This is a genomic window from Massilimicrobiota sp. An105 (assembly GCF_002161155.1).
Lineage (GTDB): Bacteria > Bacillota_I > Bacilli_A > Erysipelotrichales > Coprobacillaceae > Allocoprobacillus > Allocoprobacillus merdigallinarum.
In genome coordinates this window covers 1-16450 of sequence record NZ_NFLY01000027.1, presented here as the reverse complement: position 1 = coordinate 16450, position 16450 = coordinate 1, and the positions used below count along the sequence as shown (strand labels likewise).

12 protein-coding genes and 1 pseudogene are annotated in these 16450 nt (G+C 35.8%); 7 read left to right on the top strand and 6 right to left on the bottom strand.

Annotated features, from left to right (window positions below; translation table 11 throughout):
* Window positions 1–18 precede the first annotated feature (18 nt).
* A complete protein-coding gene (locus B5E48_RS08500) occupies window positions 19–390 on the bottom strand; it encodes a DUF2500 domain-containing protein (protein ID WP_087298078.1) in 372 nt (123 codons plus the stop codon).
* A 41-nt stretch (window positions 391–431) separates the two neighbouring features.
* Entirely contained in the window at window positions 432–1550 is a 1119-nt protein-coding gene (locus B5E48_RS08495) for a phosphotransferase enzyme family protein (RefSeq protein ID WP_087304758.1), read from the bottom strand.
* A 274-nt stretch (window positions 1551–1824) separates the two neighbouring features.
* On the opposite strand from B5E48_RS08495, the gene B5E48_RS08490 reads away from it, so the two are divergent.
* The 3 genes from B5E48_RS08490 (at window position 1825) to B5E48_RS08480 (ending at window position 5228) form a co-directional block, all read left to right on the top strand.
* Window positions 1825–3243, top strand: a complete 1419-nt coding sequence (locus tag B5E48_RS08490) for a glycoside hydrolase family 1 protein (RefSeq protein WP_087304757.1) — start codon at window positions 1825–1827, stop codon at window positions 3241–3243.
* Between the two features lie 88 nt (window positions 3244–3331).
* Window positions 3332–4750: a glycoside hydrolase family 1 protein gene (locus B5E48_RS08485; protein ID WP_087304756.1), complete on the top strand. Its 1419-nt coding sequence runs from the start codon at window positions 3332–3334 to the stop codon at window positions 4748–4750.
* A 49-nt stretch (window positions 4751–4799) separates the two neighbouring features.
* A complete protein-coding gene (locus B5E48_RS08480) occupies window positions 4800–5228 on the top strand; it encodes a VanZ family protein (protein WP_087304755.1) in 429 nt (142 codons plus the stop codon).
* A 9-nt stretch (window positions 5229–5237) separates the two neighbouring features.
* Here the strand turns inward: B5E48_RS08480 and B5E48_RS08475 are convergent, their stop codons facing one another.
* The 3 genes from B5E48_RS08475 to B5E48_RS08465 all read right to left on the bottom strand — a co-directional run bounded on the left by B5E48_RS08475 (window position 5238) and on the right by B5E48_RS08465 (window position 8661).
* Window positions 5238–5885: a YczE/YyaS/YitT family protein gene (locus tag B5E48_RS08475; protein ID WP_087304754.1), complete on the bottom strand. Its 648-nt coding sequence runs from the start codon at window positions 5883–5885 to the stop codon at window positions 5238–5240.
* Between the two features lie 113 nt (window positions 5886–5998).
* On the bottom strand, window positions 5999–6460 hold the full coding sequence (locus B5E48_RS08470; protein ID WP_087243466.1) for a GNAT family N-acetyltransferase: 462 nt from the start codon (window positions 6458–6460) through the stop codon (window positions 5999–6001).
* A 122-nt stretch (window positions 6461–6582) separates the two neighbouring features.
* Window positions 6583–8661 (bottom strand): glutamine synthetase III family protein, encoded by a 2079-nt coding sequence (locus B5E48_RS08465; protein ID WP_087304753.1) that lies wholly within the window; start codon window positions 8659–8661, stop codon window positions 6583–6585.
* Window positions 8662–8842: 181 nt separating this feature from the next.
* On the opposite strand from B5E48_RS08465, the gene B5E48_RS08460 reads away from it, so the two are divergent.
* From B5E48_RS08460 to B5E48_RS08450, 3 genes are all read left to right on the top strand, one after another.
* Window positions 8843–9523 carry a response regulator transcription factor gene (locus B5E48_RS08460; protein ID WP_087243468.1) on the top strand — a complete coding sequence of 227 codons (681 nt, stop codon included), beginning with the start codon at window positions 8843–8845 and terminating at the stop codon, window positions 9521–9523.
* A gap of 172 nt (window positions 9524–9695) precedes the next feature.
* Window positions 9696–10244 carry a biotin transporter BioY gene (locus tag B5E48_RS08455; protein WP_087304752.1) on the top strand — a complete coding sequence of 183 codons (549 nt, stop codon included), beginning with the start codon at window positions 9696–9698 and terminating at the stop codon, window positions 10242–10244.
* Between the two features lie 2 nt (window positions 10245–10246).
* The gene (locus B5E48_RS08450) at window positions 10247–10630 is read left to right on the top strand and encodes a DUF1284 domain-containing protein (protein WP_087304751.1); all 384 of its coding nucleotides are present in this window, start codon (window positions 10247–10249) and stop codon (window positions 10628–10630) included.
* Between the two features lie 522 nt (window positions 10631–11152).
* Here the strand turns inward: B5E48_RS08450 and B5E48_RS08445 are convergent.
* The gene (locus B5E48_RS08445; RefSeq protein ID WP_087304750.1) at window positions 11153–12112 is read right to left on the bottom strand and encodes an ORF6N domain-containing protein; all 960 of its coding nucleotides are present in this window, start codon (window positions 12110–12112) and stop codon (window positions 11153–11155) included.
* A gap of 1448 nt (window positions 12113–13560) precedes the next feature.
* Between B5E48_RS08445 and B5E48_RS08435 the strand changes: the two are divergent.
* Window positions 13561–16335 (top strand): annotated as a pseudogene (locus B5E48_RS08435) (VaFE repeat-containing surface-anchored protein); the annotation flags it as partial.
* Between the last annotated feature and the right edge of the window lie 115 nt (window positions 16336–16450).

The following is a 16450-nucleotide window of genomic DNA, read 5'->3' as shown; positions in this document are numbered from 1 at the left end:
ATGGGCTTTATCCCTTTTTTATGTTCTAATAAATTCTATATAGCGTGTTCCCTGAAAAGTGAGTTCCCCATAATCACCTTCCACTAGAAAACCATATTCACGTCCGTTCACTACAAATTCTAAACGATCTCCACTTTTCACTTCAAAAGTCACATAATAAGTTGTTGATGATGTCACGCCATGATCATGACCATGATGATGAAAAGAGACGTTGGTACGTTTAGAAACAACCTTAGCATTCACTGTAAGTCTAGGTGATTGATTATTATGATGCCATTGTTGAATCCCTCTGATGATAATCACAAAAATCATGCCCAAAATCAATAACGCAACCAATGTAAACATCATATCATAACCACCTGTTTCCAATCCCATCTCAAAACCAACCATTGTCTTCCCTCCTTACAATCATTATCCCATAAAGAAGTGTATTATTGGTGAACGTAGGCATATTGATGCACAATAGCTGTCATCTGATCCCATTTCTTTTCCATATCACTGACTAATTGAAATTGTGTACGACAACGAATCAAATTATGTTCAGGATAATCAGTTTTGAAATAAACATCACCTTGTAGATAATCAGTTAAAAAACGAATACCACATTCTAATGTCATCATTAAAGCACCTAAAGGCAGCAATTCTACTTCCTGAGGTGTGAGTTTTCCTTGTGTTCCTTCAATAAAACCTTTTGTATAAACTTCAAATAAATGCATATCACATGCAACCTGAGATAAATCTTTTTCATCTTCTAAAGCTGTACTTGCGCCAAAACGAATAGCATCTCCAAAATCATTCATCACAAGTCCAGGCATCACTGTATCCAAATCCACAATACATACAGCCTGATGCTGATCACAATCAAATAATATATTATTTAATTTGGTATCATTATGTGTCACTCTTAAAGGAACTTCTCCTTTTTGTAATGCTTCATTAAAGCGATCTACATAATGTTCGTGTTCAATAACAAACGCAATCTCTTTTGATACACCTTGAGCCCTTTGCATACAATCTTCTTGCATTGCTTTTATAAAAGCATCATATCTCTTTCTTGTATCATGAAAATCTGGAATTGTTTCATAGAGCGTATCAGCAGGATAATCAGCTAACAAATTTTGAAACTTTCCAAATGCTAAAGCACTCTGATAAAAAATATTCTCATCTTCAACCAAATCATAACTCATTGTATTTTCAATAAAGGCATACATACGCCAGACATGATTGTCATGATCCTGATAATAAGGTAAATCCTGATCCGTTAAAATCACAGTGAGTGTTTCTCTTTCAGGTTCTCCTCCATTTTGAATTGTTTTGTTCTTTAAAAATGAAGTGACATTTAAAACATTTTCCATTAACTTGTCAGGACTTTGAAACACATATGTATTCATTCTCTGTAAAATCATAGATTGTGTCTGACCATCTTCAAGCTGATAATATAAACGATATGTATCATTAATATGACCATTGCCAAAAGGAATGATTTTTAATAATTTCCCCTCACATAAAAAATGTGGAATAATTTCATTGATAATTTTGTCTTGATTCATTATTTTCCCTCCTATTTCCCATATAACCATGAATCATTACTGTCTAAAATCGAAAATGATTTCTATCCTCTTATCAAATATTGTTTTGAACATCCCATTTTCAATTTATCTGATTATTTTCACATCTTTCTCTATTATTCATGATAAATCATCAATTTTCAATACACCTTCTTCAAATAGTTTTCATTTTATAAAAATTTTTTTCATCTTCTGGAAAATTTCTTATTTCAAAAAACTTTTCGATATAATAACGCTTGTATGAGGAGGAGAAATTATGATACACAAAACATTAAAACCATTTCCTAAAGATTTTCTTTGGGGTGCAAGTACTTCTGCCTATCAGGTTGAAGGTGCAAATTTAGAAGATGGAAAAGGGCCATCTTGTCAGGATGTTAAAAAAGTTCCTGAAGGAACATCAGATTTAACTGTCTGTGCTGACCAATATCATCGTTATAAAGAAGATATTGCCTTAATGGCAGAAATGGGATTTAAAACTTACCGTTTTTCTATTGCATGGACAAGAATCTTGCCTCAAGGAACTGGTGAAGTCAATCCTAAAGGTATTGAATATTATAATAATGTCATTAATGAATGTTTAAAATATGGTATTGAACCATTAGTGACTATGTTCCACTTTGATATGCCTGCTGCATTAGATGAAAGAGGTAGCTGGGGAAATAGAGAATCTGTTGACTGGTTTGTGAATTTTGCAAGAGTCATGTTTGAAAACTTCGGTGATAGAGTCAAATACTGGTTAACAATCAATGAACAAAACGTCTTAACTTTAAATGGACCAGTCATTGGAACACTTCATTTACCTGAAGGATGTACAAATGAATTAAAAGAAATTTATCAACAAAACCATCATATGTTAGTTGCTCAGGCCAAAGCCATGGCATTATGTCATGAAATGTTACCAGGAGCGAAAATTGGACCTGCACCAAACATTTCACTTGTTTATCCAGCTAGCTGTAAACCAGAAGATATTTTAGCTGCACAAAACTTCAACGCTATTAGAAACTGGTTATATTTAGATATGGCTGTTTATGGTGTTTACAACAACATTGTTTGGTCTTGGTTAGAAGAAAATGATGCAACACCTGAATTTGGAGAAGGTGACGCAGAAGCATTGAAAAATGGACATCCAGATTTCATTGGATTTAACTATTACAATACAGCAACTTGCCAGTGGTCTGATGGAACTGAAGATTTATCTGGTGCTAGTGATCAACAAACTTCTAAAGGCATTACTGGTATGTATAAAGGATTTAGAAATCCAAACTTACCAACAACTGAATTTGGTTGGGAAATCGATCCTCAAGGATTTAGAGCAACTATTCGTGAAATGTACTCAAGATATCGTTTACCATTATTAGTCACTGAAAATGGTTTAGGAGCTTATGATACATTAACAGAAGATGGAAAAGTTCATGATCAATATCGTATTAAATATTACCAAGATCATTTAACACAAGTTCGTTTAGCAATCAGTGATGGATGTGAAATGTTAGGATATTGTCCATGGTCTGCTGTTGACTTAATTTCTACTCATGAAGGTATGGTTAAACGTTATGGATTTATCTATGTGGATAGAGATGAATTCGATTTAAAAACTTTAGATAGATATAGAAAAGATTCTTTCTATTGGTATAAAAAAGTCATTGCTTCTAACGGTGAAGATTTAAGTGATTAAACTTGTTGAAAAACAAGTTTTTTCATTGTAAAAATGATAGTCAAAATATTTGATTTTTTATATAATGAACATTAAGGAGGAATAAAATATGATACATAAAACACTAAAATCTTTCCCTGAAGATTTTCTTTGGGGTGCAAGTACTTCTGCCTATCAGGTTGAAGGTGCAAATTTAGAAGATGGAAAAGGACCATCTTGTCAGGATGTTAAAAAAGTGCCTGAAGGAACTTCTGATTTGACTGTTTGTGCTGACCATTATCATCATTATAAAGAAGATATTGCCTTAATGGCTGAAATGGGATTCAAGTCTTATCGTTTTTCTATTGCTTGGACAAGAATCTTACCTCAAGGAACTGGTGAAGTCAATCCTAAAGGTATTGAATTCTACAACAACTTAATTAACGAATGTCTCAAATACAACATTGAACCTATCGTGACAATGTTCCACTTTGATATGCCTGCTGCATTGGATCAAAGAGGTAGCTGGTCAAATAGAGAATCAATTGACTGGTTTGTGAATTTTGCGAAAGTGATGTTTGAAAACTTCGGTGATAGAGTCAAATACTGGTTAACAATCAATGAACAAAATATGTTAACACTTGTTGGTCCTGTTATTGGAACATTGACTATACCTGAAGGATGTACAAATGAATTAAAAGAAATCTATCAACAAAACCATCATATGTTAGTTGCTCAGGCAAAAGCCATGGCATTATGTCATGAAATGTTACCAGGAGCTAAAATTGGACCTGCACCAAACATTTCACTTGTTTATCCAGCTAGCTGTAAACCAGAAGATGTTTTAGCTGCTCAAAACTATAATGCCGTTAGAAACTGGTTATATTTAGATATGGCTGTTTATGGTGTTTACAATAATCTTGTTTGGGCTTGGCTAGAAGAACATGATGCAACACCTGATTTTGGTGAAGGTGACGCAGAAGCATTGAAAAACGGTCATCCAGATTTCATTGGTTTCAACTACTACAATACGGCAACTTGTGAGTGGGAAGATGGTACTGTAGAATGTGACTCTGCAGCTGACCAACAAACAGCACGTGGGGAAACAGGTATGTTTAAAGGATTTAAAAACCCTTATCTTCCAACAACTGAATTCGGTTGGGAAATTGACCCTATGGGATTTAGAGCGACAATTCGTGAAATGTATTCAAGATATCGTTTACCATTATTAGTCACTGAAAATGGTTTAGGAGCTTATGATACATTAACAGAAGATGGAAAAGTCCATGATGCATATCGTATTGAATATTTAAGAAAACATATTGAACAGATCAGACTTGCGATTAGTGATGGATGCGAAATGCTAGGATATAATCCTTGGTCTGCTATTGACTTAATTTCTACTCATGAAGGAATGAAAAAACGTTATGGTTTCATTTATGTAGATAGAGATGAATTTGAATTAAGAACACTGAAGAGATATCGTAAAGATTCTTTCTATTGGTATAAGAAAGTCATTGCTTCTAACGGTGAAGATTTAACAGATTAGAACTTGTCGAAACAGACAAGTTCTTTTATAATAACCAAGAGGTGTTTTTATGAAGAAAATCAAATATTTTATACCATCCTTCATCTTAATGATCATCATTTTTATGTTTTCACAACAAACAGGAAATGAATCATCTGGACTAAGTTCACAAATTGTTTTATGGATTCAAACTTACTTACATATTCCTATAACAGAATTGATTGTCAGAAAGGCTGCTCATATGAGCGAATATGCTGTTTTAACTTTGACTTTTATTTATGGATTCTATAAGAATCAATATCCATTGAAAAAGATTATCGTCTATTCACTTATATGTGCTTTTCTATATGCCTGCACTGATGAATTCCATCAGTTATTTATAGGTGGCAGAGCTGGTCAATTCATTGATGTTCTTATTGATACATGTGGTGCCCTGATCGCCATTGTGATTTATTATTTTTATAATTATTGGAAAAGAAAAAACTCAAGTCTGAAATAGATTTGAGTTTTATTCATAATTAAGCAATTGATGTTTTTTTAATATAGGTTTAAATAATTTCATAAAAATACCTAATGTTGGTCCAAATGTTAACGTTCCTAGAATTGTTCCTACACCAATAGACCAAGAAATATGGGCTGATAAAGTCAGTCCTATAATCATCAAGATAGATATCACATCAACAGCTTGTCTAATCGTAGAAAACTTAAAAGGTAAAAGCTTTGTCAATGCCATACAGAAGCCTTCTAAAGCAAACGTTACTTCATCCAACAACATGACAATAGACACACCAAATGCCGCTAAAGTACTAGCACATAAATATAAAACGATTCCGCCACCAAAAGAATCAAATGGGAAAGTTAAAATATGGTAAACCATAAAATTAATAACCGTACCTAGTAAAATACTAAAAGGAATCTGAAGCAATTGGCGTACACGAAATTTTTTTCTTAAAATAAGAATTTGTCCCAGCACACAACTGCTATTGAAAAGAATACCAGCCGTTCCAACTTCTATCCCAATCAGATCTGATGTTGATTTGGCTAAAGCATCCCAGGCCCCAACGCCAATACCAGCCTTTAAAGTTAAAGCTGAACCTGTCCCAGTTATAATAAACCCTAAAATAATAATGATATATCTCTTTACATTTCTATTCATGATTTCCCTCCACAACCATCATGATTATATCGAAATATTTATTTTTGTCTTTTAAATTTCAAATTATGAAACTTCAAAATAAAAAGAAGAAAATCTCTTTTCTCCTTCAACAACTAAAGTTTCTTTTCCATTAAATATCTTCTCAGTCTCACACCACGTCTTTCCACGATCTGTTCTTCTAAAACATTATACCCCTGTTTTTCAAAGAAAGGTCTTGATGTCACAGAAGCAGCTGTATTCATAAAAGATATTCCTTTGGCTTTGGCATATTTTTCCAATTGTTCAACAAGCAATGAAGCAATGCCTTGATGTAGATAATCAGGATGTACATAAAGCCTATCTAAATATCCTGTTTCACCAACATCACCAAATCCAATAATTTGTGAATCCTTTTCTACAACCAAAGTATGATTTCTGTTCAAAGAAACCTGCCAACGATAAACATCTGGATTTGCAGGTGCCCAGGCATCTAGCTGTTCTAATGTATAATCATGAACACAAACAGTATGAATATTATGATAAAATAACTCTAAAATAGAATCTAAATCACTTTGCCTATATAACCTCGTTTTCATCTACACCACCCCTTCAAAACTATTTTCATTATATCACACTCTTGACAAATAAGAAACATTTTCGTATGAGAACCCCAAAAGTTACCTGTCAAATAAAAAAACCAGTATCACAAGATACCAGTTTATATACCAAATAATAAATCCATATATGTTGGCATAGGCCAATATTTTTCATCTACACAATTTTCAATCTGATCAACAATCTGACGTAATATCGTCATTGTTGATAATACATCATCACGCCATATTTTTGCAATTTCTAAAATATCAGCTTCAAGATGTTGTGCTCTATCAATATGTTTTTCTAAAATCATCATTTGATTTTTCATTTGTGATAACAATGATGATAATGATTTGACATCATCCACCAGATAATCAATATTGACACCTAATTCTTGCATATGCAAAGATGTTTTTGTCATTTGATCTAAATAAGCTAATGCGGCAGGATAAATTTCATTTCTTGCCATTTTTAATGCTGTTAAAGCTTCAACTTGAATCGTTTTATTATAATTTTCAAGTAAGATTTCATAACGTGCCTGAAGTTCAATTTCACTATAAATACCTAAGCGTTTAAACATTTTAACATTCTTTTCATCTAACAAGCATTCCATAGCTTCAACTGTATTTTTACGATTTGGAAGTCCTCTTCTTTTTGCTTCTTCTTCCCATTCTTTAGAATATCCATCTCCATTAAAGATAATTCTTTGATGTTGAGATAAAAATTCTTTAATGACTTCCATAGGTTCTTTACCACTTTCTATTTCATCTGCCATTTCTTCCATTTCATAAGCTAAAATAGAATTTAAGATTGTATTAGGACCCGCAATAGATTGTGATGAACCAACAGCTCTAAATTCAAACTTATTACCTGTAAAAGCAAATGGTGATGTACGGTTACGATCGGTATTATCTTTAGAAAAATCAGGAACAACAGAAACACCTGTCTGGAATCTTGCTTTATCAATATTTTCTAATTCTGCTCCCTCAATAATCGCATGAATGATTTTATCTAAATCTTCACCTAAAAACATAGAAATGATAGCTGGTGGTGCTTCGTTAGCTCCTAAACGATGATCATTACCAGCAGTAGCAGTTGTCATACGCAATAAATCTGCATATTCATCAACAGCCTTCATTGTACATGCTAAAGCAGCTAAGAAAGGTAAATTTTCACTTGGGTTCTGTCCTGGATTAAATAAATTAACACCGGTATTTGTGACAACTGACCAGTTATTATGTTTTCCTGATCCATTCACACCATCAAATGGTTTTTCATGCAACAAACATCTTAATCCATGTTTTTTCGCAATATCCTGCATTAATAACATTAATAAATGATTATTGTCTGTTGTAATATTAACATTACGATAAACACAAGCCACTTCATGTTGCGCAGGAGCCACTTCATTATGTTTTGTTTTAGAAGGAATACCATATTTCCATAATTCCTGATCAAGTTCTTTCATAAAAGCAGCAACTTTACGCTTTAAGCTTCCAAAATAATGATCTTCCAATTCCTGACCTTTAGGTGCCATAGCGCCAAAAAGCGTTCTACCTGTTAATTTTAAATCCATGCGCTTTTGATAATATTCATCTGCTACTAAGAAATATTCCTGTTCACTTCCTACAGAAGCACTGACATGAGTGATACCTTCCATACCAAGCATTGGTAATAAACGACATGAAGCTTTTGTCAAGGCATCAACGGATTTTAATAAAGGTGTCTTTTTATCTAAAGCTTCACCTGTATATGAACAAAATAGTGTTGGTATATATAAGCTTCCATCTTTCACAAAAGCTGGTGAAGTACAATCCCATGCCGTATAACCACGTGCTTCAAAAGTTGCACGTAATCCCCCAGATGGAAAAGAAGACGCATCAGGTTCCCCTTTTCTTAATGTTTTACCACTAAATTCTAAGATAGCTTTATTACCATCAGGTTCTAAAAAAGCATCATGTTTTTCAGCAGTTAATCCTGTCATTGGCATAAACCAGTGTGTAAAGTGAGTGGCCCCATTTTCTACTGCCCATATTTTCATAGCATTCGCAATAACAGTTGCTGTTTCCTTAGCTAAAGGTTCACCTTTATCTAAAGCTTCATGAAAAGCTTTATAAGTTGATTTTGGAATACGTTCTCTCATGATATCATCACTAAAAGTCAAACATCCATAGTTTTCAAGTAACTTATTCATATCCATTCAATACATCCCCCATTTCTTTTTCCACCATTGTATCAATTTATTTTCACAATGTCTACATAAAATCTATCATGTCATAGCTAAATAACGTACATTTTCATATAATGAAATAAAAATATTTTGAATATATTCTATTGTATTTTTTACGTTTCATATTATACTTATAAAGAGGTGAATTTTTATGTTTGGACAATTTACAGCTCTTATCATTCATAGTCAAAAAGATTTCAATAATCAAATCAAAGACTATCTGGAATCTAAAGATTATATCTGTCAACAAGTCATCACATATAAAGATTTAGAAAATTATTTTGAAAATCATACTTATGATTGTGTCATCATTGAAGATAATTTTCCACGCATTCAAATAAGAGATTTTCTAGTACAAATTAAATTAAGAGGTCAGCCCATTACGATTGTTTTAAGTGATGCATTAGCTCCTGATTATTTAGAATCATTATTAAATGCTGGAGCAGATGACTACTTAACTGAACCTTTTGCTTTAAAAGATTTAGATATTAAAATTCAATCAGTCTATAAAAATGGAATATTAAAACCTAGACGTATATATCGTTTTAAAGATATTGTGATGGATACAACTGCCAAAACATGTTCATGTAATGGAAAAGCTTTAACACTAACAAAAAATGAATATAAGTTATTATCCATTCTCATTGCCCATCCTTATCAGCCTTTTAGTATTTCTTATTTGTTTGAACAGGTTTGGGGTTCTTCAATATATGAAGATGGTACATCCATTCCAGCTTTGATTGGTAATGTCATGATGAAATTAAGACTAGCTAATAATGATCAGGAATATATCAAGCGTTTTGGTAAAGATAGCTATAAAATGGCATTTTAAAAAATACATACAGAAAAGAACTTTATTGAGTCAAATCATAAAGTTCTTTTTTTCTACAAATAACTAGTACTATACATTTTATTGTAAATTAAAATACATTTTATAGTTTACAATAAAAGAAACATCTGTTATGATGACTACTGTCTTCACTAGAAAAAGAGGTGTATAAACTATGGAATATATAAAAGATACTGATTCAAATAAAACCAGAGATATTGTCTATATGAGTGTTTTTACTGCCATGATTTCTATTTGTTCATGGATTTCCATTCCTGCCAGTATTCCGTTTACTCTACAAACAATGGGTGTCTTTACGACAGTTGGTCTTTTAGGTGGTAAAAGAGGAACATTGACAGTTTTGACATATATTCTTCTTGGGGCTATTGGAATTCCTGTATTTGCTGGATTGACTGGTGGCGTAAGTGTTCTTCTAGGTACAACGGGTGGTTATATTATCGGCTTTTTATTATCAGCATTACTGATGTGGGGAATAGAGACAATCATGGGTAGAAATCAAATCGTCCTAGCTTTTTCTATGATAGCAGGTCTGATTGTATGTTATGTTTTTGGTACTGCTTGGTTTATGATGATCTATACCCAACATTCAGGTGTCATTGGGTTATCTACCGTTTTAGGATTGTGTGTCATCCCCTTTATTATACCTGACTTAATAAAAATTGGCGTTGCTCTTTTTCTTACAAACAGATTAAAGAAAAGATAATCATGAATAAGAAGCGATTAGAGTTAAGAGCACATCATGGTTTGTGTTTCAATTTTTTTGAAGGAAAAGGTTATAGTGAAGAATTCACCAAACATATGCAATCTGTTTATGATACTATGAAAAATAATCCCGATTTAAAAGTTGTTATAAAGGAAGATATCATTTGTCAAAAATGTCCTAACTTACTTAAAGATGTCTGTAAAACAAAAGAATTGGTTCAAGGATATGATCACATGGTATTATCTTTTTGTGGTTTAAAAGAGAATTCACAAATCTCCTGGTTTGAATTTTCACGTCTGATCAATGAAAAGATTATCATTCCTAATCAAAGAAAAAGTATATGTGGAAATTGTCAGTGGACAGAAATCTGTGAACGAAAAGCATAAAAACGACCTCTTCAGGTCGTTTCATCATTATTATACATATATTTCAAATTTTGTTGAAAATAAAAAAATCAACTTTAACAAAAAAACAACTAACACAAACTGTTGACTGTTTACAAGGCGATAGAACTTTCTATCCATTATATAAATGGCGTCCACGAGGTAATTTGAACACCCAATCTACTGCTTAGGAGTCACACCATTAAGGGTAAGGAGGCTACCTTCTAAGTTTAACTAATCCCCATATTTACTGACTTTTCACGAATTAAAGATGTTATTTCGTACCACCTTGTGACTGCTAATTTTAAGGCATTTTAGACCGTCCTTTTAGCAAGCATTTAGCACAAGCCTTTTGATTTGGGAAATGTTACGATGTCAATATCAGCCACCTTTTAGGTGGTGGTTATTATCCCGTGACATACAATGTTATATCGTTTATCTTATCGCCACTTGAAATCGAAAATTGTAATTTCAAGTTTTGTATGTATGGTGAAAGGCAATTTTGGGGACTGCCTTTTGCAATTTCTATTCTTCCGTTTCCAATTCTAAACGCTGCAAGATGTCTTTCGTGATACTCTCATCGTTAATCAGCGTAATTCCAAAAGTTTTCTTACCTGCATCTTTCAAAGACGCCCCGATATGATAGGCTGTTTTTCCGTCCAAAATTAAAAATCTGTCGTGAAACACACTCGTATACTTCACTTCCAATGCAGGGTACTGTGCATTGAAATTTGCCACATCTATATTACTTAATCGTGTTCGCTGATGAGTGTAAACTGTAACAGATACACCCTCATTTTTCTTCGCTAACAGATTAAGCGTTCCTACATCTACATACCCGTCTATCAACGTAATCTCTTTCTCTGCTTTCTGTATCAAGCTGACAATCAGACTAAACGCATCATATATCTGTCCGTCAAAGAATATCTTTTGACTGGCTTCCTCGTGTTCAGATATATATTCAAATATCTGCTCTAACTTCTCGTCCGTCTGCTTCTGGTATTCCAACTGCTTTAATTCCACATTGCTAATATGCTCAAATAGTAGAGCATTGTTAGCAATGAAACGCCTCATCTCTACAAAAGCCCTCATAATACCAATGCTCACATTTATGGCTATATCACTATGAAGTACGCTTGCAAGCATGGATATTCCTTGTTCGGTAAAAACATACGGTAAAGTTCTTCGTCCACCATATCCATTTTCATTCAAACTTGAAATGCCAATCTGGCATTTCAAGTTTTCATATTCCTCCACGGTAAGCTGAAATCTAAAATCATCTGGAAATCTCTTTATATTTCTTTTTACAGCTCTGTTCAATGCTCCTGTTTCCACCTGATAAAGCATAGCTAAATCGCTGTCTATCATAACCTGTTTATCACGAATAACATATATCAATTTTTCAATGGCAGGCTGTACTATTTCCACAACAGGAGTTTCTATCTGATTTTGTGACAAAACTTCTTTCCTATCTTCTGTTGCCATTATATCCTCCTAAATTTGAAATGCCAATTTGGCATTTCAAGTTTTATGTGTCATCTGCTTTGATGTTGCAAATTACAACCTCAATCATTTTCGACACTCTCATTATACCATGCGACAATTTTTTTACCATATCAAATCCCAAAAGAAAACGGGCAATCTTGAGAACCAATCTTGAGAACTGCCCATCATCTTTATAAGTTCTTTGCCAACGATTTTAGAAGTGCTACCATTTGGGGATTTGCAAGGAGCTTTTGCAACATTTCCTGTTCTTCCTGTGGAGCCACAGGAGATACTTCCTGTGATGATACCTCCTCAGCCTTTGGAGTAGCCTTGCTCTGGTAAAATTGTTCTTCAAATCTCTGAGCATTTATTCTCCTGTCCTCGTCTATATATGAGAATACACATCAGCAACCATTTTGACTTATGCGTGACCAGAGCCGCCCTGCACTGACTTCATATTTCCGCCGTTGAGCTTCAGCTTATATGTGATGCTTGAATAGCGGAAACTGTAAAAAACAACAGGTGGCAGGTCGTTATCGTTAATGAGTTTCTTTAAGGCTCAGTTAATGACTTGTCCCTCAATCTGTCTACCACAGGTAGATGCAAACACCATATTAAAATCGGTGTATTCATCTCCGAACAGCTCTTTGAGATTGTCTATTTCTTTACGGTGCTTTACAAGCATTTCTGCCACAGTCTTAGGCAAGAATACTTTTCTCACGCTCGTCAGTGTTTTCGGATCTTTCAACACCAATGCAGTATGGTTGCTTGAAAGAGCAGGTGGAAATTTGAATACTACGCCCTTTTCGTTTAATTACTCCAGAGCATCTCGGCTGACCCTTTGAAGCTCTTTATTAACGAAGATATAAGCTCGTCCTACATTGATACTTTCTTCGAAGATGTCGATACAACCCCAGGTATAAATGCTAACATAAATATGTACATAAATGATCATTTAAAAATGGTTCGACTATTCTATGGTAGTGAATGATTAGCAGAAAGGTGTTTTTGCTAATCAAATTTAACAAGAATATACGATTTGAAAAACTATAGTAAAATATGAAACGCCGAAAACCTTTATTTTACAAGGGGTTTCGGCGGAGTTTTTGGCGTCGCTAAGAGGATTTGAACCTCCGACCTACCGCTTAGGAGTTCCTTGCGGAACGTGGTAGCTAGTGGTTCGATTATCCTTACGGTGGCGTTTAACAGCGGAAATACAGGCAAAAGTCTCTGTTCCTTCTGGAAGCTGATAAACTGACCTATACTCAAATTTACTTTAAAGTGTGAGCAAACGGTTAGCAGAACGGAGCAAATCAGCCTTAAAAATCCACACGTTATATAAATCAATTTTACATCATTTATCACAAGAAAAAAAGATACTCGTATTAAAGAGGACGTTCAGAAATGAGCGTCCTTTCTCTTTGAGAATGAAAGGAGAATTAAAAGCTATGAAAAAGATATTGAAGCGATTAGCCACAGGCTTCCTTGCCTTTGCGACTATCGTTACCGCTTTGCCGACAACGGCAGTCCACGCTTCCGAGAAGCAATATTGGACAGAAAGTGCAGAGCGTGTCGGTATCGTTGAAAAAGTAATGAATGACGGTTCTATCGGTTCGACATTCAATGAGGGACACATGACCGTTGAGGGCGAGGACGCTTTCTGCGTGGATATTAACACCAACTTCCGCAACGGTTATAAGACCAGAGCCGACGCAAGCACACGCATGAGCTACGACCAGATTTCAGATGTTGCCCTCTCAATCGAGTATGTTAATCAGTATGTGCAGAGCCACAGCGGATTGAGCAGTCAGCATATCTATCTTTTGAAACAGTGCGTCGTATGGCAGAGATTGAGCGTTCATCTTGGCTGGCAATGCGATAACGTCAGAGCTTCCTATGATGAAATCTCAAAAGCCGTACAGGACGAAGTTTACGCTGGGGCGAAAGCCTTTGCCAGCGAGAACAAGGGACGCTATGAATGTGGCGGTTATATCTACTCTGGCGAGGGACAGGACATTGGACAGTTCTGGGCGAAACTTGCCGTAGGAAATGCCACCCTTAAAAAGACTTCCAGTAATGCCAGCATTACCGACGGAAACGGGCTTTACTCTATCGCTGGTGCGACATATGGTGTCTATTCTGATAAGGACTGTACGAAACAGCTTGCCACCCTTACGACTGATAACAGCGGAAATACTGATACCGTGGAAGTAAAGGCTGGAACAGTCTACATCAAAGAGCTTTCTGCTCCTGCTGGTTATAAGGTGGACAACACTGTCTATTCCTTAAATGTGGAAGCTGGCAAGACAGCGACACTCAATGTATCAGATACGCCAAAGGTCACAGACACCCTTATCGAGCTTTTCAAGATTGACATGGAAACACAGAAAGACGCTCCACAGGGCGACGCTTCCTTAGAGGGTGCGGAGTTCACATGGAAATTCTATGCGGGACACTATACCGCTGACAATCTCCCTAGTGAGCCTACAAAAACATGGGTGACAAAGACAATCGCTGAAAAGGACAGCGACGGCACTATCCATTATGTTTCCCGCCTTTCTGATGAATACAAGGTATCTGGGGACAGCTTCTATACACAGGGCGGAAAGAACGTGCTTCCTTTAGGAACGCTGACCGTTGAGGAAACGAAAGCACCTAACGGCTATCTTCTTGACGGTGCATATATGCAGACTGACGGAAGCGAGGAACAGATTAAAGGAATGTACCTTACACAGATTACCGAGGACGGCGACATTGCCGTACTGTCTGGAAGCAATCAGTACCATGTATCAGACAAGGTTATCCGTGGCGGTGTAAAAATCCAGAAAAGAGATTTAGAAACCAGCGATACCAAAGGTCAAGGAAGTGCGACTTTGAAAGACGCTGAATTTGAAATCATTTCTCTGAATGACAACGCTGTACTTGTCGAGGGGAAACTTTACAGCAAGAATGAAGTGGTAAAGACAATCCTTACCGACATTGAGGGCGTGGCTTCTACTTCTGCCGACCTGTTACCTTACGGAAAATACCGTATCGAGGAAAGCAAAGCTCCAGAGGGCTATCTGACGGACGGTGCAGAACCGATTGAATTTGAAATCACAGAGGACGGAAAAATCGTTGACCTTACAGGGACAGACACATCAATCTACAATCAAGTGAAGCGTGGCGACCTAGAGGGTGTCAAGATTGGTGCTGGCACACACCAACGTCTTGCGGGAGTTCCGTTTAGGATCACAAGCAAGACCACAGGTGAGAGCCACATTATCGTAACTGATGATAACGGGCAGTTCTCCACTTCTTCCGACTGGGCTTCCCATAAGAACAACACCAACGCAGGAAAGACCAGCGAGGACGGTATCTGGTTTGGAACAAGCGAGCCAGACGACAGCAAAGGTGCTTTGATTTACGATACCTATATCATTGAGGAATTACGCTGTGAGAGCAACAAGGGCTTTGAGCTTATCCCACCTTTTGAAATCGTGGTGTCCAGAAACAATGTGACCGTTGACTTAGGGACGCTTACTGATGAATACGAGAAAGAAATCTCTATCCATACCACAGCCACAGGCAAGGACGGCGAGAAATCTATCGTGGCAGGTAAAAAGGTAACAATCGTTGACACGGTTACGCTTGATGGGCTGGAAAAAGGCACAAAGTATCAGTTGAAAGGCTGGCAGATGTTGAAAGAGGAAAATGCCGAGCTTCTTATTGACGGTCAGCGTGTAGAGAACAGCTACACCTTTACTGCTGATGATGAAGAAATGAAAGTGGAAATTTCCTATACATTCAATGCGTCTGATTTAGGTGGCAAGAACCTTGTAACTTTTGAGGAACTTTACGACCTTTCCAATGAGGACGAGCCTGTAAAGGTGGCTGAACACAAGGACATTGACGACGAGGGACAGACTGTGCTTATCACAGAGCGTATCATCTCTATCCATACCACAGCGACCAGCGAGGACGGAAAGAAAGAGATTGAAGCTGGAAAAGACGTGACAATCATTGATACCGTTACTCTTGACGGCTTGGAAATCGGCACAAAGTATCAGCTCAAAGGCTGGCAGATGATTAAGGACGAAAATGCAGAACTTATCATCAATGGTGAACGTGTCGAGAATGACTATACCTTTACTGCCGACAGTGAAAGCATGGAAGTCCAGATTGCCTTTACATTCGACGCTTCCGAGCTTGGCGGGAAAGAACTTGTGACCTTTGAGGAATTGTTGAATGCCAAATTAAATGATAAATAGTTCTTCAATTTATTTGGTTAGGATACAAGGTGAGATAACTATAATATTCAAATTAAATTGTCCGAGCTATTTATATTATTTGCTACGT

Coding starts and splice junctions, on each gene's coding strand:
- B5E48_RS08500 (WP_087298078.1), bottom strand. CDS start 390: ATGGTTGGTTTTGAGATGGGATTGGAAACAGGTGGTTATGATATGATG.
- B5E48_RS08495 (WP_087304758.1), bottom strand. CDS start 1,550: ATGAATCAAGACAAAATTATCAATGAAATTATTCCACATTTTTTATGT.
- B5E48_RS08490 (WP_087304757.1), top strand. CDS start 1,825: ATGATACACAAAACATTAAAACCATTTCCTAAAGATTTTCTTTGGGGT.
- B5E48_RS08485 (WP_087304756.1), top strand. CDS start 3,332: ATGATACATAAAACACTAAAATCTTTCCCTGAAGATTTTCTTTGGGGT.
- B5E48_RS08480 (WP_087304755.1), top strand. CDS start 4,800: ATGAAGAAAATCAAATATTTTATACCATCCTTCATCTTAATGATCATC.
- B5E48_RS08475 (WP_087304754.1), bottom strand. CDS start 5,885: ATGAATAGAAATGTAAAGAGATATATCATTATTATTTTAGGGTTTATT.
- B5E48_RS08470 (WP_087243466.1), bottom strand. CDS start 6,460: ATGAAAACGAGGTTATATAGGCAAAGTGATTTAGATTCTATTTTAGAG.
- B5E48_RS08465 (WP_087304753.1), bottom strand. CDS start 8,661: ATGGATATGAATAAGTTACTTGAAAACTATGGATGTTTGACTTTTAGT.
- B5E48_RS08460 (WP_087243468.1), top strand. CDS start 8,843: ATGTTTGGACAATTTACAGCTCTTATCATTCATAGTCAAAAAGATTTC.
- B5E48_RS08455 (WP_087304752.1), top strand. CDS start 9,696: ATGGAATATATAAAAGATACTGATTCAAATAAAACCAGAGATATTGTC.
- B5E48_RS08450 (WP_087304751.1), top strand. CDS start 10,247: ATGAATAAGAAGCGATTAGAGTTAAGAGCACATCATGGTTTGTGTTTC.
- B5E48_RS08445 (WP_087304750.1), bottom strand. CDS start 12,112: ATGGCAACAGAAGATAGGAAAGAAGTTTTGTCACAAAATCAGATAGAA.